This window comes from Achromobacter sp. RTa (assembly GCF_000757485.1).
In the GTDB taxonomy this organism is placed as follows: Bacteria; Pseudomonadota; Gammaproteobacteria; order Burkholderiales; family Burkholderiaceae_B; genus Achromobacter.
In genome coordinates this window covers 260,678-279,403 of the sequence record NZ_JPYO01000013.1, presented here as the reverse complement: position 1 = coordinate 279,403, position 18,726 = coordinate 260,678, and the positions used below count along the sequence as shown (strand labels likewise).

At 64.8% G+C, this 18,726-nt stretch carries 20 protein-coding genes; 8 read left to right on the top strand and 12 right to left on the bottom strand.

The genetic code is table 11. The features are described from left to right. The first annotated feature begins 11 nt into the window (after positions 1–11). The 5 genes from rpmH to JL37_RS05940 all read left to right on the top strand — a co-directional run bounded on the left by rpmH (position 12) and on the right by JL37_RS05940 (position 4,290). Positions 12–146, top strand: a complete 135-nt coding sequence (rpmH, locus tag JL37_RS05955) for a 50S ribosomal protein L34 (protein WP_006228069.1) — start codon at positions 12–14, stop codon at positions 144–146. A gap of 50 nt (positions 147–196) precedes the next feature. Beyond that, the gene (locus JL37_RS05950; protein ID WP_043542619.1) at positions 197–568 is read left to right on the top strand and encodes a ribonuclease P protein component; all 372 of its coding nucleotides are present in this window, start codon (positions 197–199) and stop codon (positions 566–568) included. Beyond that, the gene (gene yidD / locus JL37_RS29925) at positions 565–858 is read left to right on the top strand and encodes a membrane protein insertion efficiency factor YidD (RefSeq protein ID WP_081954984.1); all 294 of its coding nucleotides are present in this window, start codon (positions 565–567) and stop codon (positions 856–858) included. Before JL37_RS05950 ends, yidD begins: the two co-directional genes overlap by 4 nt. 48 nt (positions 859–906) lie before the next feature. After that, positions 907–2,592 (top strand): membrane protein insertase YidC, encoded by a 1,686-nt coding sequence (gene yidC / locus JL37_RS05945; protein WP_043542618.1) that lies wholly within the window; start codon positions 907–909, stop codon positions 2,590–2,592. Positions 2,593–2,844: 252 nt separating this feature from the next. Further along, positions 2,845–4,290, top strand: coding sequence for a catalase (locus JL37_RS05940; protein WP_043542617.1), 1,446 nt, complete (start codon positions 2,845–2,847; stop codon positions 4,288–4,290). Positions 4,291–4,369: 79 nt separating this feature from the next. Here the strand turns inward: JL37_RS05940 and JL37_RS05935 are convergent, their stop codons facing one another. The 10 genes from JL37_RS05935 to JL37_RS05890 form a co-directional block, all read right to left on the bottom strand. Next, positions 4,370–5,248: an ABC transporter permease gene (locus tag JL37_RS05935; protein ID WP_043542616.1), complete on the bottom strand. Its 879-nt coding sequence runs from the start codon at positions 5,246–5,248 to the stop codon at positions 4,370–4,372. A gap of 7 nt (positions 5,249–5,255) precedes the next feature. Further along, positions 5,256–6,086 carry an ABC transporter ATP-binding protein gene (locus JL37_RS05930; protein WP_052096887.1) on the bottom strand — a complete coding sequence of 277 codons (831 nt, stop codon included), beginning with the start codon at positions 6,084–6,086 and terminating at the stop codon, positions 5,256–5,258. Position 6,087: 1 nt separating this feature from the next. Then, positions 6,088–7,131, bottom strand: coding sequence for an ABC transporter substrate-binding protein (locus JL37_RS05925; protein ID WP_043542615.1), 1,044 nt, complete (start codon positions 7,129–7,131; stop codon positions 6,088–6,090). Between the two features lie 46 nt (positions 7,132–7,177). Then, the gene (locus tag JL37_RS05920) at positions 7,178–8,101 is read right to left on the bottom strand and encodes a TauD/TfdA family dioxygenase (protein ID WP_043542614.1); all 924 of its coding nucleotides are present in this window, start codon (positions 8,099–8,101) and stop codon (positions 7,178–7,180) included. Between the two features lie 317 nt (positions 8,102–8,418). Next, complete coding sequence (locus JL37_RS05915; RefSeq protein ID WP_043542613.1) at positions 8,419–9,618, bottom strand: M20 aminoacylase family protein; 1,200 nt, start codon at positions 9,616–9,618, stop codon at positions 8,419–8,421. A 44-nt stretch (positions 9,619–9,662) separates the two neighbouring features. Beyond that, a complete protein-coding gene (locus JL37_RS05910) occupies positions 9,663–10,682 on the bottom strand; it encodes an ABC transporter ATP-binding protein (protein WP_043542612.1) in 1,020 nt (339 codons plus the stop codon). Continuing rightward, entirely contained in the window at positions 10,679–11,689 is a 1,011-nt protein-coding gene (locus tag JL37_RS05905; RefSeq protein ID WP_043542611.1) for an ABC transporter ATP-binding protein, read from the bottom strand. Before JL37_RS05905 ends, JL37_RS05910 begins: the two co-directional genes overlap by 4 nt. An 11-nt stretch (positions 11,690–11,700) precedes the next feature. After that, positions 11,701–12,633 (bottom strand): ABC transporter permease, encoded by a 933-nt coding sequence (locus JL37_RS05900; protein WP_043542610.1) that lies wholly within the window; start codon positions 12,631–12,633, stop codon positions 11,701–11,703. Beyond that, positions 12,630–13,604 (bottom strand): ABC transporter permease, encoded by a 975-nt coding sequence (locus tag JL37_RS05895; protein WP_043542609.1) that lies wholly within the window; start codon positions 13,602–13,604, stop codon positions 12,630–12,632. The genes JL37_RS05900 and JL37_RS05895 overlap by 4 nt, the downstream gene beginning before the upstream one ends. A 22-nt stretch (positions 13,605–13,626) precedes the next feature. Continuing rightward, positions 13,627–15,213 carry an ABC transporter substrate-binding protein gene (locus tag JL37_RS05890; RefSeq protein ID WP_043542608.1) on the bottom strand — a complete coding sequence of 529 codons (1,587 nt, stop codon included), beginning with the start codon at positions 15,211–15,213 and terminating at the stop codon, positions 13,627–13,629. A 115-nt stretch (positions 15,214–15,328) separates the two neighbouring features. On the opposite strand from JL37_RS05890, the gene mnmE reads away from it, so the two are divergent. Then, on the top strand, positions 15,329–16,681 hold the full coding sequence (gene mnmE / locus JL37_RS05885) for a tRNA uridine-5-carboxymethylaminomethyl(34) synthesis GTPase MnmE (RefSeq protein ID WP_043542607.1): 1,353 nt from the start codon (positions 15,329–15,331) through the stop codon (positions 16,679–16,681). 35 nt (positions 16,682–16,716) lie between these two features. Here mnmE and JL37_RS05880 read toward each other — a convergent pair whose 3' ends face one another. Continuing rightward, on the bottom strand, positions 16,717–17,073 hold the full coding sequence (locus JL37_RS05880; RefSeq protein ID WP_043542606.1) for a hypothetical protein: 357 nt from the start codon (positions 17,071–17,073) through the stop codon (positions 16,717–16,719). Between the two features lie 57 nt (positions 17,074–17,130). Between JL37_RS05880 and JL37_RS05875 the strand changes: the two genes are divergently transcribed. Beyond that, positions 17,131–17,715 (top strand): hypothetical protein, encoded by a 585-nt coding sequence (locus tag JL37_RS05875; RefSeq protein ID WP_043542605.1) that lies wholly within the window; start codon positions 17,131–17,133, stop codon positions 17,713–17,715. Between the two features lie 5 nt (positions 17,716–17,720). Here the strand turns inward: JL37_RS05875 and JL37_RS30345 are convergent, their stop codons facing one another. Further along, on the bottom strand, positions 17,721–18,056 hold the full coding sequence (locus JL37_RS30345) for a hypothetical protein (protein WP_043542604.1): 336 nt from the start codon (positions 18,054–18,056) through the stop codon (positions 17,721–17,723). Between the two features lie 206 nt (positions 18,057–18,262). Here JL37_RS30345 and JL37_RS05865 point away from each other — a divergent pair, with 206 nt between their 5' ends. Beyond that, positions 18,263–18,712 (top strand): GNAT family N-acetyltransferase, encoded by a 450-nt coding sequence (locus tag JL37_RS05865; RefSeq protein ID WP_052096885.1) that lies wholly within the window; start codon positions 18,263–18,265, stop codon positions 18,710–18,712. Positions 18,713–18,726: the final 14 nt, after the last annotated feature.

The window sequence follows — 18,726 nt, the reverse complement described above, 5'->3', positions numbered from 1 at the left end:
GTGGATCGTCCATGAAACGTACCTACCAACCTTCCGTTACCCGCCGCAAGCGCACCCATGGCTTTCGCGTGCGCATGAAAACCCGCGCTGGCCGCGCCATCCTGAGCGCCCGCCGCGCCAAGGGCCGCAAGCGTCTGGCCGTCTAAGTCCGGGTATTCCGGATTTTCCGGAAAACCTGACGCCCGATCCGCAGTCCATGCCGCGCGCCACGCTTCCCCCGGAGGCGCGGCTGCATCGCCCCTCCGAGTTCGCCGCCGCCCTCAAAGGCCGGCGTCTTGCCCGAGGGGCGTTCTTCATTGTGAGCGCCGCTTCCAATGATCTGTCCCCTGGACAGGATGCCTGTGCACGCCTGGGCCTGGTGATCGCCAAACGGTTCGCCGCCCATGCCAGCACGCGCAATGCCATCAAGCGGGTCATCCGCGAGGCGTTCCGCCATCGGCGGCTGGACCTTCCGGCGAAGGATTATGTCGTGCGCCTGCATAGCAAGGTCGCGCCCGCCACGCTCACCGCGCTCAAACGCGGCGTCAGAGCCGAAGTGGACGCTCACTTTGGGCGTATCGCGCGATGAACGGGCGGACCCGCAAGCTCGGAGCTGCTTTACTCATTGCCCCGATCCGGTTCTACAGGTTCTTCCTGAGTCCCTGGATCGGCCGGCAATGCCGCTTTACCCCCACCTGCTCGGCGTACGCGATCGAAGCGATCGAACGCCATGGCGCCTGGCGCGGCCTCTGGCTCGCCGTCCGGCGCATCGGCCGCTGTCACCCGTGGTCGCCTGGCGGGTTGGATCCGGTTCCGCCGGCCAAGGGAACCAATGGCACCCGCCGCTGTTCCCACAGCCACCGCATCGAGCATGATTGACGCTAAACTGGCGGGCTTTGCTGGCCCGTATTCACTTCAGTAGGCACCATGGATATCCGACGAACCGTCCTCTGGATGATTTTTTCCTTCTCGCTGTTGCTCCTATGGAACAACTGGCAAATCCATAACGGCAAGCCGTCGCTGTTCGGGGGCCCCACGCCCACGGCCAGCACGAGTGAACCGCAGGCTGCCGCGAACAACAACGCGACGCCCTCGGTGCCCAGTTCTCCCGCTCCCGCGGCAGCCGCTGCGTCGTCCGCGGTGCCCGGGGCCACGGCGCCCGCTACCGCGCGCTCGGAAGAAATCGTCATCACGACCGACGTGCTGCGCCTGACTTTCGACACGATGGGCGCCCAGCTGGTGCGCGCCGAGCTCCTGAAATACCCGGCCACCGGCCAGCCGGACAAGCCCACCGTGCTGCTGGACCGCTCCGCCGGCCTGAACTACGTGGTGCAGACCGGCGTGGTCGGCGCGCCCAACGGCCAAAGCTTCCCCACGCACCAGACGCCGTTCCGCTTTGTTTCGTCCGAACGCCAGATGACGGGCGACAGCCTGGCCGTCGCGTTTGAAAGCGAATCGGGCGGCATGAAGGTCACCAAGACGTTCACCCTGCATCGCGGCCGCTACGACATCGACGTGCGCCACGACCTGGCCAACGTGGGCGGCGCCCCCGTGACTCCGGCGCTGTACCTGCAGCTCGAGCGCGACGGCAACGACCCGGCCGATACGTCCAGCTTCTATCACACCTTCACCGGTTTCGCGGTCTACTCGGAACAGGACAAGTTCCAGAAGATCACCTTCAGCGATATCGAAAAGAAGAAGGCCAACTACGTCAAGCAGGCGGACAACGGCTGGATCGCCGTGGTCCAGCACTACTTCGCCACCGCCTGGGTGCCCCCGCAGGGCAAGCCGCGCAACAATGAACTGCTGGAAGTGCAGAAGAACCTGTACGCCGCCCGCAGCATCGAAGCCGTCGGCGAGGTTGCCCCGGGCGCCGCCGCCCGCGTGGATTCGCACCTGTGGGTCGGTCCGCAAGACCAGAAGGCCATGGCGGCGCTTGCCCCCGGCCTGGAACTCGTCGTCGACTACGGCTGGCTGACCATCATCGCCAAGCCGCTGTTCAAGCTGATGACCTGGCTGCATTCCATCCTGGGCAACTGGGGCTGGACCATCGTGGCGCTGACCGTGCTGATCAAGGCCCTGTTCTATCCCCTGGCCGCCGCCAGCTACCGCTCCATGGCCCGCATGAAGCAAGTAGCGCCGCGCCTGCAGGCCCTCAAGGAAAAGTACGGCGACGACAAGCAGAAGCTCAATGCGGCCATGATGGAGATGTACCGCACCGAGAAGATCAACCCGCTGGGTGGCTGCCTGCCGATGGTGGTGCAGATTCCGGTGTTCATCTCGCTGTACTGGGTGCTGCTGGCCAGCGTGGAAATGCGCGGCGCGCCGTGGATCCTGTGGGTGCACGACCTGTCGATCCGCGACCCGTTCTTCATTCTGCCCGCCATCATGATGGCCACCATGTTCCTGCAGATCAAACTGAACCCGACGCCTCCGGACCCCGTCCAGGCCAAGGTCATGATGATCATGCCGCTGGTGTTCGGCGGGATGATGTTCTTCTTCCCGGCCGGCCTGGTGCTGTACTGGTGCGTGAACAACACCCTGTCGATCGCGCAGCAGTGGTCCATTACCCGCGCCATGCAGCGCAAGACGGAAGCCGCGGCAAACCGCTGATTCCGGCTCAATCAGGAAACCGGCCCCGATGGGCCGGTTTTTTTATGCGCGCCGGCATCCGCAAGTGAGCCAGAATCCGATTTTTTCAATAGTTATTCTTAATCAACTTTTATATATCAATCAACTTCACAACGTAAAGCAAGCCACCTATGATGTGTTGGCGATGGGCCTGGCAGGCAGTGCCGGGCAATCCGGAACAGGGCGCGGGGCCAGAGCGGCCCCGCATTCCAGGAACGACATAGGGAGTGTGCTATGAACGACAAGAAGCATCTGACCACCGCCTCAGGCGCGCCCGTGGCAGACAACAACAACACACTGACGGCGGGCCCGCGCGGCCCGGCGCTCTTGCAGGACTTCTGGCTGATCGAGAAGCTCGCCCACTTCGACCGCGAACGCATCCCCGAACGCGTCGTGCATGCGAAGGGCTCGGGTGCCTACGGCACCTTCACCGTCACCCACGACATCACGCGCTACACCCGCGCCAGCATTTTTTCCGAAGTCGGCAAGCAGACCCCGCTGTTCCTGCGTTTCTCCACCGTGGCCGGCGAACGCGGCGCGGCGGACGCCGAACGCGACGTGCGCGGCTTCGCCATCAAGTTCTATACCGACGAGGGCAATTGGGACCTGGTGGGCAACAATACGCCTGTCTTCTTCATCCGCGACCCGTTGAAATTCCCCGATTTCATCCACACGCAGAAGCGCGAACCCAAGTCCAACCTGCGCAGCGCCACCGCCGCCTGGGACTTCTGGTCGCTCAACCCCGAATCGCTGCACCAGATCACCACCTTGATGAGCGACCGCGGCATCCCCGCCAACCTGCGCCAGCAGCACGGCTTCGGCTCGCACACGTTCAGCTTCATCAACAAGGACGGCGAACGCTTCTATGTGAAGTTCCACTTCAAGTCGCAGCAGGGCATCGCCTGTCTGACCGACGAGGAAGCCGCCCAGGTCGTCGCGCGCGACCGCGAAAGCTCGCAGCGCGACCTGTTCAACAACATCGAACAGGGCAATTTCCCGAAGTGGACGCTGAAGGTGCAGATCATGCCCGAGGCCGAAGCCGCGACCTACCACATCAACCCCTTCGACCTGACGAAGGTCTGGCCGCACGGGGACTACCCGCTGATCGAAGTCGGCGTGCTGGAACTGAACAAGAACCCGGAGAACTACTTCGCCGAAGTGGAACAGGCCGCCTTTACGCCGGCCAACGTCGTTCCCGGCATCGGCTTCTCGCCGGACAAGATGCTGCAGGGGCGCTTGTTCTCCTATGGCGACACGCACCGCTACCGCCTGGGCATCAACCATCACCAGATCCCGGTGAACGCGCCGCGCTGCCCGTTCCACAGCTTCCACCGCGACGGAGCCGGACGTGTCGACGGCAATGCGGGCGGAACGCTGAACTACGAGCCCAATAGCTTCGGCGAATGGAAGGAAACGCCGTCGGCCGGCGAACCGCCGCTGGCGTTGGACGGCGAAGCCGCCGCGCGCTGGAACCACCGCGTGGACGACGACTACTATTCCCAGCCGGGCGCCTTGTTCCGCCTGATGACGCCCGCTCAGCAGGAACAGCTGTTCGGCAATATCGGCCGCCACATGGCGGGCGTGCCCGAAGAAATCCAGCGCCGCCAGCTGGAACATTTCCGCAAAGCGGATCCGGCCTATGCGGCCGGCGTGGCCAAGGCGCTGGGACTGAAGCTGTAATCCCGCAGCGTCGACAAGAAGGGCGGCCTTGCGAGGCCGCCCTTTTTTCGTCGCCAGGCCTCTGCGACGCGGCGCCGTTTCAGCGCTGCATGCCCCAGCGCCTGACGGTCAGGCGCTCCACCGTGTCGAATGCCAGGTTTTCCACAATCAGGCCGATGATCACCACGGCGGCCAGCCCAGCGAACACCCGGTCTGTGTATAACTCATTGCGGTTCTGGAAGATGTACCAGCCCAGGCCGCCCTTGCCGCTGGACGCGCCGAACACCAGCTCGGCCGCGATCAGCGTGCGCCATGCAAACGCCCAACCTATCCGCAAGCCCGCCAGGATGGCCGGCAGCGCCGCCGGCACCAAAATCCGCAGGACGTAGCGCAGGCCGTTCAAGCCGTAGTTGCGCCCAGCCATGCGCAAGGTATCGGATACGCCCAGAAAGCCTGCGTACATGTTCAGGGCCAGCGTCCACAGCACGGAATGGATCAGCACGAACACCAGGCTGCCTTCGCCCAGGCCGAACCACAGCAGCGCGAGCGGCAGCAACGCAATGGCCGGCAGCGGATTGAACATGGCGGTCAAGGTCGACAGCAGGTCGCGTCCGAAGCGCGTGGATACGGCCAGCGTGGTCAACACGAACGCCAGCGCCACGCCCGCCGCATAGCCCTGCACCAGCACCCGCAGCGACTGCCACGCGCGCGCCGGCAGTTCGCCGCTGCCAATGCCCTGGACGAAGGCCTGCGCCGTTTGCACGGCGCCAGGCAGGAGCAGGTCGTTATCGGCATGGCGCGCGGCCAGTTCCCAGATGCCGGCCAGCAGCGCCAGGATGAACAGCTTGCGTAATCCGGCATGCTGCCACACGCGCTCGTGCCAGGGCAGCGGCGCCTCGGCCGCCTGCGCGGGCAGGGGCGGCAGATCGTATTCGGCTTCGGGACGGACCGGGACGGCCCCTGCGTAGGCGTTGCTCATGGACTTCTCAGGCCGCGGCCAGTTCGGCCCGCGCGGGCTGCGCCGGTTCGAACAGCAGATCGTGAATGCGCCGCGCGGCCGACTGGAATGCCGCGGAGCCCTGGCTGTGCAGATCGAAAGCGTGGGCATTCAATTCGGCCCGCACCCGGCCCGGATGCGGCGATAGCAGCAGCACGCGGCTGCCCAACACCAGCGCCTCTTCGATCGAATGGGTGACGAACAGCAGCGTGAAACGCACGTCTTCCCATAGCGCCATCAGCTCTTCCTGCATGCGCCTGCGCGTCAGCGCATCCAACGCGGCGAACGGTTCGTCCATCAGCAGTACGCGCGGCTGCATGGCCAGGGCGCGGGCAATGGCCACACGCTGCTTCATGCCGCCCGACAGCGTGTGCGGATAGGCGTCCGCGAATGCCGCCAGGCCCACCTTATCGAGGTAGTGCATGGCGCGCTCATCCGCCTCGCGCCGGCCCAGCTTGCGCGACGCCAGCAGAGGAAACGCCACGTTCTGGCGCAGCGTCTTCCAGGGCGGCAACTGATCGAATTCCTGGAACACCACGATCCGGTCGGGCCCCGGGCCACGCACGGGCTTTCCATCTATCTCGATGCGGCCCTCGGTGGGTTCGATGAAACCCGCGATCGCCTTCAGCAGAGTGGACTTGCCGCAACCGGACGCCCCCAGCAGGATGGACCGCTCTCCTTCATGCACCTCGAAACTTGCCTGATGCGTGGCCCGCACCCGCCGATCGCGCGTCTTGTATTCGATCGACACCTTATCCACAAGCAGCAAAGGCGCGGCCGTTTCGGGCTTATCCACAGGCTTGGCGGCGGTCAGGCCCATATCAGCTGCCTTGCGCCGTTACGGGGTCGTCGAAGAAGTAGTCGCGCCAGCTCGCCGGCGCGTGCTTGATCGCGCCCACTTTGTGCATGAACTCGGCCAGCGCGTAGGTGTTCTGCGGCTCCAGCTTGAATTGCACGTCGGGGTTCTTGATCACCTTCACCAGGAAGCCGCGGTCCAGCTTGGCTCCCGTGACGCGCAGGTAGGTGTCGGCGGCCTTTTCCGGGTTGGCGGCGGCGAAAGCGGCGGCCTCCTTCAGCGCCTCCTGGAAAGCCTTGTAGGTCTTGGGATTTTCCTTGCGGAATTTCTCGGTGGCGAACAACACCGTCGAGGAGCTGGGCCCGCCAAGCACGTCGTACGACTTGAGCACGATGCGCGCATTGGGGTTCTCGGCCAGCTCCTGCTCCTGGAAAGGCGGGTTGCCGAAATGCGCCGTGATCTCGGTGCCGCCCGCGATGATCGCGGCGGCGGCGTCCGGGTGCGGCAAGGCAACGGACAGCCTGTCTAGCTTATTGAACTGCGCATCGCCCCACAGTTTGGCCGACGCCAGCTGCAGCACGCGCGATTGCACCGACACGCCCACGGCGGGAACCGCGATGCGGTCCTTGTCCGTGAAGTCCGCTATCGTCTTCACGTTCGGATTGTTGCTCACCAGGTAGTAGGGAAAATTGCCCAGCGACGCAACGCCTTTGACGTTCTGCTTGCCGCGCGTGCGGTCCCAGATCGTCAGCAGCGGCCCTACGCCCGCCCCCGCGATATCCACAGCCCCGGACAGCAGCGCGTCGTTCACCGCCGAGCCACCGGACAACTTGGCCCATTCGACCGAGATGTCCAGGCCTTCGGCCTTGCCGTGTTTCTCGATCAGTTGCTGGTCGCGGGCGACGTTCAGCAACAGGTACACGATGCCGTACTGTTCCGCGATGCGGATGCGGCCTTCCGCCATCGCCGGCGTGGGCGAGGCAAGCGCCAGCACGGCGAGCGCCAGGGCAAGGCCGGCGCCGGTGGCGATGCGGACGAAGCGGTCTCGCACGGGGGAAGAAAAACGCATGGCGTTCCTTGTGGATAAGTGGTTGCGCAGGCGGCGGCCCGCTTTTTCAGAAGGGCGTGTCGCCTTCGATGGTGGTGCGATACAGCTTGCGGCGCAGGTGGTCCGGCGTGCCCCCGGCCAGATGGATCAACGAACGGTTGTCCCAGAACACCAGGTCATGCGCCTGCCACTTGTGGCGGTAGATATGCCCGGGCCGGATGCTGTGGGCAAACAGTTCATCCAGGATCTGGCGGCTCTCGTCCTCCGGCAAACCCTCGATGCGCGTCGTGAAGCCTTCGCTGACGAACAGCGCGCGGCGGCCGGACTCGGGATGCGTGCGCACCACCGGATGCACGACCTCCTGCACCTGCGCCAACTGCTGCGCGCTCAGGTTGGGGCGCCAGGCGCCTTCCTTCTGCAACTGCCCATACTTGGCCAGGTAAGAGTGCACGGCGCGCTTGCCGTCGATGGCATCGCGCAGGGCGGCCGGCAGCGTGTCATAGGCCAGGTGCATGTTGGCGAAGAGCGTATCGCCGCCTTCAGCCGGCAGTTCCTGCGCATGCAGCAATGAGCCCAGGCTGGGCAGTTCCTTGTACGAGATGTCCGAATGCCAGTACTTGCCGGCGTCGCCCAACCCCACCGGCTTGCCGTTCTCCACGATGTTGGAAACGACCAGGATCTCCGGATGCCCGGGCAGATGGAATTGATGCAGCACGTGGATCATCAGGCGGCCGAAGCGGCGGCTGAAATCGATGTGCTGTTGCGGCGTGATGCGCTGATCGCGGAACACCAGCAAGTGATGATCCAGATGGGCCTTGTGCACTCGGGCGAAATCGGCCGCGTCGAGTTCGCGCGACAGATCGATGCCCACGATCTCGGCGCCCATCGCGTCCGCCAGGGGACGGATCACGAAATCCTGGGGCGCGGGGGCCGCCGCGTACCGCGGTGCCGCATATGCCTCGGACCGGCGCAGCGCGTTGCTCTGGGACATGGATCGCTCCTTGCGGGTGAACCGGCGCACAGGCCGGCGTTGGAGCGATCCATTATGAAAACCCGCTGCATCCGGGCAAACGAATTATTCGGCCTTTGTTCAAGCCCGAGCGTCATATAGGGTGGGATCCCCACCTGTGGATAACTCTGGGGGCAAGCCTGGTGGCAAGCCCGGGAAAACCGGTGGAAAGCCGGGGGATATCCCGGTGGATAGCCAGTGGATTGCACGTGGATAGCCGGTGGACAACCTGGCCCCGGCAAAACAAAAGGCGCGGAACCGTGAGGCCCCACGCCTTTTAAATCAATGACTTGCGTGCATCATGCCTTGGGAAGAAACGCCTCCACCAGTTTTACCCAGTATGTCGCGCCGACCGGCAGCAAGGCATCGTTGAAGTCGTAGTTCGGGTTGTGAAGCTGGCACGGCCCCATCCCGTGATAGCTTTCCAGGCGATGCCCGCCATCGCCATTGCCCAGGAACATGTAGGTGCCGGGGACGGCCTCCAGGAAGAAGGAAAAGTCCTCGGCGCCCATGAAGGGGGGCATGTCGCGCAGCACGTTTTCGGCGCCGAAAGCGTCCTCCGCGACCTGGGCGGCAAAGGCCGTTTCGTTCTCCCAGTTCACCAGCGGGGGGTAGGCCCGCACGAAATCCAGTTCTCCCGTGCCGCCGTATACCTGCGGCAGGGTAGTGGCGATGCGGCGCATGTCCGCCTCGATCTTGTCCAGCGCCTCTACTGAGTACGTGCGCACGGTGCCGCGCAGCACGGCCTCGCCCGGAATCACGTTGTACGCATCGCCCGCGTGGATCTGCGTGATCGACAGCACCGCCTGGTCCAACGGATTCTTGCTGCGCGAGATCACCGTCTGCAGGGCGTGGACCATATCGGCCGCCACGATGATCGGATCCACCGACGCATGCGGCTGCGCCGCGTGGCCGCCTACCCCTTTGATGACGATGTCCCACCGGTTGCTGGAGGCCATGGTCGGGCCCGCGCGGAATCCGAACTGGTTCACCGGCATGCCGGGCATGTTGTGGATGCCGAAAACCGCATCGCACGGGAACCGGTCGAACAGACCGTCCTGCATCATCGCGCGCGCGCCGGCATTGCCGCCTTCCTCGGCCGGCTGGAAGATGAACACGACGGTGCCGTCGAAATCGCGATGCGTGGACAGGTACTGCGCCGCGCCCAGCAGCATGGTCGTGTGCCCGTCATGGCCACAGCCGTGCATGCGTCCGCTGATGGTGGACTTGTGCGCGAAACGGTTGTGTTCCGGCATGGGCAGGGCGTCCATGTCGGCGCGCAGGCCGATCGTCTTCTTGCCGCTGCCCGCGCGCAGGATTCCCACCACGCCGGTTTTCCCCAGCCCGGTGTGGACTTCCAGTCCCCAGCCGCGCAAGCGCTCGGCGACCAGCGTGGAGGTGCGCGTTTCCTGGAACGCCAGTTCGGGATGCGCGTGGATATCCCGGCGCAGCGCGGTCAGATCGCTGTGTGCGCGTTCGATTTCGTCGATGGTTTTCATGGCTGTGGATAAACGGTAAATGTGAAAATTGGCGGCCTGCCGGCTCAGGCCATGTCGTTCAAATGGCAGGCGCTGAGCTGCCCCGGCGCGACTTCCCTCAGCAACGGCCGTTCCGCCTTGCAGCGCGGCATGGCGTGTGGACAACGCGGATGGAACGCGCAGCCCGTCGGCGGATCCAGCGGCGAGGGCAGTTCGCCTTTGATGGGCTGGTACGTTCTGCGCCCCGGCCGCAGGGTAGGCAGTTCTTTCAGCAGCGCCTGGGTGTACGGATGGTTGGCATGCCGGAAAACGGTATCGGTGGGCGCCAGCTCCACCACGCGTCCCAGGTACATGATAGCCACGCGATCCGAAATATGGCTGACCACGCTGAGGTTGTGGCTGATGAAAAGATAGGTCAGGTCCAGTTCCGCGCGCAATTGCTCGAACAGATTCAGCACCTGCGCCTGGATCGAGACATCCAGCGCGGCGACGGCCTCGTCGCAGACGATGACCGACGGCTTGAGCGCCAGGGCGCGCGCAATTCCGATGCGCTGCCTCTGGCCGCCCGAGAATTGATGGGGATAACGCTGTGCAAAACTCGGATCCAGCCCCACCTGGCGCATCAGCCCGGCGACGTACTCCGCCTTGTCCCGCGTCCGTACCAGGCCGTGGGCCACAGGGGCCTCGCCTATGATCTCCCGCACCCGCATGCGCGGATTCAATGAGGCATAGGGATCCTGGAAGATCATCTGCACGCCCAGTTCATAGGCCCGCCGTTGTGCCCCCGCCAGCTCCCGCACCGGCTTGCCCTGATAGCGCACCTCTCCCGATGTCGGCGGCAAAATGCCCGACACGATGCGGCCCAGGGTGGATTTTCCACAGCCCGATTCGCCCACGATACCGATCACCTCGCCCGGCATCACGTCCAGGTCCACGCCGGCCACGGCATGCACGACCTGCGTCTTCAGGCCCGCTCCCAGCAGGTTGGCGATCCGCCCGGCCAGATCCACGTGCTGCACGAAGCGCAGTTCGACCTGGCGCAGGGACAGGATGGGGACGGCGGCGGCGCGTTGCGTCGTGCTCATTTGATGTCGGGCCCTCCTGCATGCCAGCAGCGCACCCATTGCGCCGGCCGGACTTCCACCGGCTGCGGCTCGGCCAGACAGGCGTCGGTCGCGCGCGGGCAGCGCCCCCGGAATGCGCAACCTTGAGGCAGGTTGAGCAGCGAGGGCGTCATCCCAGGAATGGGCACCAAAGGCTTGCCGCGGGATTCAGGCGTGGGGATGGATGCGATCAGGCCGTGCGTGTAGGGATGCATGGGATGGCTGATGACCGCCTCGGTGCTGCCGGTCTCCACGATCCGGCCCGCGTACATCACCGACACGCGGTCCGCCAGGCCGGCCACGACCGCCAGGTCGTGCGTGATCCAGATCAGGCCGGTGCCGGTTTCGCGGCATAGCTTCTGCACTTCGAAAAGAATCTGCCCCTGTATCGTCACGTCCAGCGCCGTGGTCGGTTCGTCGGCGATGATCAGGCGCGGAGAGTTCAGCAGGGCGATCGCGATCGCCACGCGCTGCCGCATGCCGCCCGACAACTGGTGCGGATAGGTCCGCAGGCGCTCCTCCGGCGAGGGGATGCCCACCATCGCCAGGGTCTGCAACGCGCGCTGGCGCGCCTGTTCGCGCGTGGCGCTGCCGTGGGCCTGCACCGCTTCGATCATCTGCGTGTCCACGCGCAGCACCGGGTTCAGCGTCATCATCGGATCCTGGAAGATCATCGCGATCTCCTGGCCCCGCAGCTGCCGCCAGCGCGCGGGCGTCGCGCCGCGCAAGTCTTCCCCGTTCAGCAGCAACTGCCCGTCCACGATGCGGCCCGGCGCATCCAGCAAGCCCATCAGCGAAAAACCCGTAATGCTCTTGCCCGATCCCGATTCGCCGACCAGGCCCAGGATCTCGCCTTCGGCAAGTTGCAGGTCCACGCCGTCCACCGCCTTCACCACGCCGTTGCGGGTGAAGAAATGCGTCTTCAGCCCGTGCACCTCGAGTATCGGCTTCCGGGCGGCCAACGGGTTTTCCACAAGCGGTGTCTGCATCTCGCCGCCCCTCAGTTCTCGTGGCGCGGGTTGAGCACATCGCGCAGGTGGTCGCCCACCAGGTTGATGGCGATGATGGCCAGCGCCAGGGCGATGCCGGGGAAGAAGGAGATCCAGTATTGGCCGGACAACAGGTATTCGAAGCCGTTGTAGATGAGCATGCCCAGCGAAGGCTCGGTCACCGGCACGCCCACCCCCAGGAACGACAGCGTCGCCTCCAGCGCGATGGCGTGCGCCAGGTCGATCGTGGCGATCACGATCAACGGCGGCATGCAGTTCGGCAGCACATGGCGAAACAGCACGCGCCCCCAGGACAAGGACATGCAGCGCGCCGCTTCCACGTATTCCTTGCCGCGCTCGACCAGCGCCGCGCCACGCGCGGCCCGCGCGAAATACGCCCATTGCACCACGATCAGCGCGATGATCACTTTATCCACACCTTTGCCCAGGATGGCCAGCAGCATCAGCGCCACGAGGATTGCGGGAAACGACAGCTGGATATCCACAACCCGCATCAGCAAGGCATCGATGCGCCCTCCGAAATAGGCCGCGATCAAGCCTACGGTGGCGCCGATGCCGAAGGCGGCAAGCACCGACACTGTCGCCACCAGCAAGCTGGTGCGCATGCCGTAGAGAATGGCGGAAAACAGGTCGCGCGCCTGGCCGTCGGTGCCCAGCCAGTAATGCATGGCGCCGTCGCCGCTTTCGCTGCCCGGCTCGAGCTTGGAATCCATGATGTCCAGCACGGCCAGGTCGTATGGGTTCTGCGGGGCGATCCACGGCGCCAGCAGCGCGGCGCCCACGATCACCACCAGCATGACCAGGCCGAGCGTCGCCAGCTTGCTGGCGAAGAAGTCCGACAGAAAGCGGCGCCAGGGCGTCTGCTCCTTGGCCCGCGGCGTCGGCACGGTGGCGGAGGCGGAGGCGGAGACGGGTGTATTCATCGGCGGCTATCCAGGCGTACGCGGGGATCCAGCACCGTATAGATGATGTCCACCACGAGGTTCAACATGACCAGGAAGAACACGATCAGCAGCAGGTAGGCGACCACCACCGGACGATCCAGATTGATGATGGAATCGATCAGCAGCTTGCCCATGCCCGGCCACGAAAACACGGTCTCGGTCACCACGGCGAACGCCATCACCTGGCCGAATTCCAGTCCCGCGACCGTCACCACCGGAATCAGGATGTTCTTCAGCAGATGCACGCCCAGCACGCGTCTTTCCGACAGGCCCTTGGCGCGCGCGAACTTGATGTAGTCCATGGGCAGGGCCTCGCGCGTGGCCGCGCGCGTCACGCGGATGATCATCGCGCACTTGGCGAAGGCGATCGTCGCCGCCGGCAGGGCCAGGCTCAGCCAGCCATCTAGCGTCAGCACGCTCAGCTGCAGTGACCCGATGCTGACCGTCTGTCCCCGGCCGCCCGCCGGGACCCAGCCCAGCATCACCGCGAACACCATGATGAACATCAGGCCCACCCAGAAATTGGGCAGCGAGAATCCCAGCACCGACCCCGTCATGATCGCGCGCGATGCGGGCGCGTTGGGCTTGAGGCCGGCGCGGATGCCCAAGGGCACGCCGATCAGCACGGACAGCAGCATGGCCACGCACGCCAGCTCCACGGTGGCCGGCATGCGCTCGAGGATCAAGCGCATCGCGGGTTCGCCGGTCAGGAAGCTGTTGCCGAAATCTCCGCGCACCGCCTGGCCCATGAATATCAGGTACTGCCGCCACAGCGGCAGATCCAGGCCCAGCGACGCGCGCACCGCGGCGCGCTGCGCTTCGGTGGCTTCGGGGCTCGCCAGCATCGACACCGGGTCGCCCACCATGTAGATGCCGGCAAAGACCAGCGCCGACATGACGAGCATGACGACGATGGTCTGCAGCAGCCTTCTTACGATCGTTGCAAGCACGAGATGCCGCCCGCCACGCGCATTACTTCTTCAAGGTCGCGAACTGCGCAAGCGTGACCTGGTCGGGCCGGCCCTGGTAGCGGATGTCGTTCTTCATGGCCCACACCGACAGCTCGAAATGGATAGGCAGCATCGCATAGTCGTCCATGGCGATATTGCTGGCCTGGGACAGCAGCTGCGCGCGCTTGGCGTCATCCATGGTGGACGATGCTTCCTTCACCAGCGCATCCATCTTGGGATTCGAATAGCGGCTGCGATTCGTGGTGCCCAGGCCCGCTTCCGGGTTGCGCGTCACCAGCAGCGAGGTCAGCGCGTTGGACATCTCGCCGCTCGTCACCGACCAGCCGGCCAGGTACGCCGAGAACGCGTAGCTGTCGCGGTTCTTGAAGAACACCGGGGGCGCCATGGCGTCCACGCTGGTCTTCACGCCGATGCGGGTCCACATCGAGGCGATCGCCTGCGCCACCTTCGAATCGTTCACGTAGCGGCCCGAGGGCGAGCCCAGCGTGATCGAGAAGCCATCGGGATAGCCCGCTTCCTTCAAAAGGGCCTTGGCCTTTTCGACATCAGCCTTGGGCGCCTTCGAATGCTCCTTGCTGGAACCGAACATGGGGTAGGGCAGCAAATTGCCCGCCGGCAGCGCCACGCCGCCCATCACCCGCTCCACCAGGGCCTGGCGATTGATGGCCAGCGACAGCGCCTCGCGCACGCGCTTGTCCTTCATGGGGTTCTTGTCGGTGCCCTTGACCCCGGGCGAGGGCTCCGCGTACTGGTCGAGCGCCACGTACACGACGCGCACCGAGGGCGTTTCCTCGACGAAGAGCTTCTTGTCCGCCTTCAGCTTGGGCAGGTCGTCGGTCGGGGGATCCTCGATCATGTCGACGTCGCCGGCCAGCAGCGCCGCCACGCGCGCCGCCGCATTGCTGATCGGCCGGTAGACCACGCGGTCCCATTCGGGCTTCTTGCCCCAGTAGTTGTCATTGCGCGCCAGCACGAACTCCGCGCCACGCTTCCACGACACGAACTTGTACGGACCGGTTCCGATCAGGCCATCGCCGCTGTTCAGTTCCGTGGTCGTCTTGCCCTCGGCGGCCGGCCCCGACGCCGCCTTCTTGGACATGATGGGCAGCTGCGCCAGGTTGACCAGCAGGTTGGGCGCCACGTCCTTGGTAGTGATGCGCACGGTCTGCGGGTCCACCGCCTCGGTCTTCGCGACCGATCCCAGATATAGCGTGAACGGCGACGGGCTGTTGGGCACCTTCGGCACGCGCGCATACGTGAAGACGACGTCCTCGGCCGTGAATGGCGTGCCGTCGGAGAACTTCACGTTGGGACGCAGCTTGAAGGTCCACACATTGCCGTCCACGGTCCAGGATTCGGCAAGCGCCGGCTTCGGCTTGAGCTGCGCGTCCGTCGCGACGAGCGTGTCGAAGATGGTCTGGGAGATCTGCGTATTGGGCGTAAGCGCGTGGTACTGCGGATCCATGGAGGAAGGTTCGGTCTTCAAAGCGATCACCAGATCGCGGGCCATGGCCGAACCAAGCGTGCCAAACGCCAATACCACCGCGGCCGAACCACAGGCCAAGACGCGCGAAAACCGAGATGCCATTGTGATCTCCCAGAGTTGTTTCGGGTTTTGAACCTCCGGGCCACAGTAACCACCAAACAAGCACCCGCGCAACAGTTATATTCCCTTATTGTTCTCGCTTCGCCTACGCTGAAATATGTCCGCCTACGCCCCCATCGCCGCCATTGCCACCGCCCCCGGAAGAGGCGGCATCGGCGTCGTGCGCGTGTCCGGCGCGGACCTTTCCGGGCTCGTTCGTCGCCTTTTCCAGCGCGACCTCACCCCGCGCCACGCGCACTATCTTCCGTTCAAGGCCGAATCGGGCGAGCTGCTGGACGAAGGCATCGCCATTTACTTCCGGGCTCCACATTCCTACACCGGCGAAGACGTGCTGGAACTGCAGGGGCATGGCGGCCCCGCCGTGCTACGGCGCGTGCTGGAAAGCTGCCTGGCCGCGGGCCGGGACCTGGGCGTACGGCTGGCCGAGCCCGGCGAATTCACGCGCCGCGCCTTCCTGAACGACCGCATGGACCTGGCCCAGGCCGAGGCCGTCGCCGATCTGATCGAAGCGTCGTCGGTGGCCGCGGCACGCGGCGCCATGGCGTCCCTGTCGGGCGAGTTCTCGGCCCGGGTCAACGACCTGTCGGACCGCATCATCCATTTGCGCATGCTGGTCGAGGCCACGCTGGATTTTCCCGAAGAGGAAATCGACTTCCTGGAAAAGTACCAGGCGCGCCCCACCCTCGAAACGCTGGCCGCCGACCTGGCCAGGCTGATCGCGCAGGCACGCCAGGGCGTGATCCTGCGCGAAGGCCTGCACGTCGTGCTCGCCGGCCAGCCCAACGTCGGCAAGTCCAGCCTGCTCAATGCGCTGGCCGGCGACGACATCGCCATCGTCACGCCGATCGCCGGCACGACGCGGGACAAGGTAGTGCAGGAAATCCACATCGACGGCGTGCCGCTGCATATTGTCGACACGGCCGGCCTCAGGGATACCGAGGATACCGTCGAGAGCATCGGCATCGCCCGCACCTGGCAGGAAATCGAACGCGCGGACGTCATCCTGCACCTGCAGGACGCCACCCAGCCCGGAGACGAGCTGGACGCCCAGATCACGGCGCGCCTGCCGCCGCGCACGCCCGTCCTCAAGGTATTCAACAAGGTGGACCTGCTGCCCGCGGCCTTCGCCGCCAGCCCAGGCGAGCTGGGCATTTCCGCCAAGAGCGGTATCGGCCTGGACGCGCTGCGCGCCGAACTATTGCAGATCGCGGGCTGGAATCCGGGGGCGGAATCCCCCTGGCTCGCACGCGAACGCCATTTACGCGCCCTGCAGGAGGCCGCGGAACACCTGGGCTTGGCGGGCGAGCACGCCGAACAGGACGACCGAGTGCTGGATCTTTTCGCGGAAGAACTGCGCCTGGCGCACGATAGCCTGTCCAGCATCACCGGCAAATTCACCAGCGACGATCTGCTGGGCGAGATCTTTTCCAGCTTCTGTATCGGGAAGTAGGCCGCGCCACCGAGAGCAGGCCGCAACCCAAGCCCCTAGGGCTTGCGGGCCGCTTCCACCAGGCATTCCGACAGGCGGTCGAAATGCTGCAGCGCGGCCTGGCTCAACTCGACCTGCTTGCGGCGGGCGTCTTCGGTATCCACCAGCAGGACCCAGCCTTTTTCGCGCATGGACTTCAGGCGGGCGTGCAGGGTGGCGGGCGAACCGATGCTGTCCACGGCCATGACATCCCGCACGGACAGGCGGCGTTGCTCTTGGGAGGCGCGGGCGACCAAGGTCAGGATCCGTTCTTCTACCGGGTCCAACGATGGCAGGGAAGGCAGGCCGCGCAGCGCTTCTGCAAGGCGCAGGAAACGCATATAGATGTCCGCGGGCCTCTTTCTTTGTTTCATGGATAATGAACGCGGCGGCCGATGGCGTGGCGAAAAGTAAACGATGATACTCAGGATATGGACAACATTCTAGGTCAGGGAAAATGGGCCCTGGCTACGGCCATACTGTTCCTTGCTAGCCTCGCGGTCAACGAATGGGTGTTCACGAATCTGGAATTCGTCCGCGGCATCAACTGGATTTACCTGCCGGCGGGCATACGCCTGGTCAGCACGCTGATCCTTGGCCTGCCGGCCGCGATGGGCTTGCTGATCGGCTCCTGGATCGCCTGCTTTTTTTATTATTTTCCCGATGATCTCGTGCGCTCCGTGGCCGGCGGCATGATGGCGGCCGCGGCGCCCTACCTGGCCTATCGCTGGGCCCGGGCAGCGCTGCGCTTGCAGCCGGACCTGAGCAATCTCACCACCTGGCGCCTGATTGTCTGCGCGTTTGCCTATGCACTGGCGAATACGACGATCCACCACGCCTGGTTTTTCTTCCAGGGAGAAAGAGCCGCGCTGGCGGGCGGATTCGTGGCGATGTTCACGGGAGACATCACCGGCTCTTTGTTCGTGCTTTACACGCTCAAGGCGGTAGCTTCCATGTTCCGGCGGCTCCCGGCCGGCGCGCGCGCGAACGCAATCAAGGAAAGCCCCGCCAAATAAGCGGCTCAGCCCGTCACGGCCGCTGGATCGCGTTCGGGCTCTTCGCCGTCCAGGGCCTGTGCGGAAACACCCGGTCCGGAGTCTTTCAACAGCTTGTCCAGACGCTCGGCCAGCGTATGCATATCCCGCGCTCTTTTGCCATGTAGCACCCGGCCGAGCGCGCCGAGATTCAGCGCCATCGTCCGCAATTCCGACTGTTCGCTCTCAGTCAGAGGGATGCCCTGGTCCCGGCGCTGTTCGGCCCGGTCGAGAACGGCGGCGCACGCCCCGTGAAATCTGGAGTATTCCTCCCAGAGATTGGGCGGGCCGCTACCCGCCGGAACGGACTTTCCGGATGCCATGGACGCTCCTGTGTGGAACCGCGCAGCAATTCTTCGTGTGGCCGCGCACTTCGGTCAAGAACGCGCGCGGCATATTTATTATAAATTTTATAACTAATTTGACCGACGCTCCCGCCGCGCTGGAATGCCCGTATATTTTGGATTCCGCCGGCCCGGCGGACGCCCAGGCTAGTGCCCAGCCGGCTTTTCTTGCGCACAGGATTCCCGTGTCCTTCGATATCCGTCCCGCCACTGTCGCCGACGTCCCCGCGATCGAGCAGATCGTCGCGAGCGCCTATGCGCCGTATGTGGCGCGCATCGGCGCAACACCCGGCCCCATGCTTGACGACTATCCCGCGCGCGTTGCGCGGAACACGGTCCACGTGCTGGAAACGCAAGCCGGTATCCAGGCCATCCTGGTATTGATCCCCGAAGAAGACTGCCTGCTGCTGGACAACATCGCGGTGTCGCCCGGCGCGCAGGGCAAGGGTTATGGGAGGCTGCTGCTCCGTTTTGCCGAAGGCGAGGCGCGCCGTCTCGGCTATGCGCACATCCGCCTTTACACGCAGGAAAAAATGACCGAGAACATCGGCATCTATACGCGTTATGGCTATGTCGAAACGCACCGCGCCGAGGAAATAGGATTGAAGCGCGTCTTCATGAAGAAGGCGCTTTGATGAAGCCCCCATAT